Raw genomic sequence first — 275 nt, 5'->3', positions numbered from 1 at the left:
ACCATGGGAGTGGGCTGCAAAAGAAGTGGGTAGTTTAACCTTAGGGAGGACGAGCACCACTTTGTGGTTCATGACTGGGGTGAAGTCGTAAAAAGGTAGCCCTAGGGGAACCTGGGGCTGGATCACCTCCTTATACGAAGATATTCACGATAAGTGTCCACACAGATTGATACGGTTTAGAAAGTAAAGAGACGATATTGGGTCTGTAGCTCAGCTGGTTAGAGCGCTCGCCTGATAAGCGGGAGGTCGGTGGTTCAAGTCCACTCAGACCCACC

Annotated in this window: 1 tRNA gene and 1 rRNA gene; both read left to right on the top strand. The window is 50.5% G+C overall.

Annotated elements, in window-relative coordinates:
- A 16S ribosomal RNA gene (locus A3712_RS23855) occupies window positions 1-133 on the top strand; the annotation flags it as partial.
- A gap of 66 nt (window positions 134-199) precedes the next feature.
- Window positions 200-273, top strand: a tRNA-Ile gene (locus A3712_RS23850).
- The last annotated feature ends 2 nt before the right edge of the window (window positions 274-275 follow it).

Source organism: Vibrio sp. HI00D65, from assembly GCF_001635455.1.
Lineage (GTDB): Bacteria > Pseudomonadota > Gammaproteobacteria > Enterobacterales > Vibrionaceae > Vibrio.
Note: the sequence above shows the minus strand (reverse complement) of the source record. Positions and strands in the feature narration are given on the sequence as shown.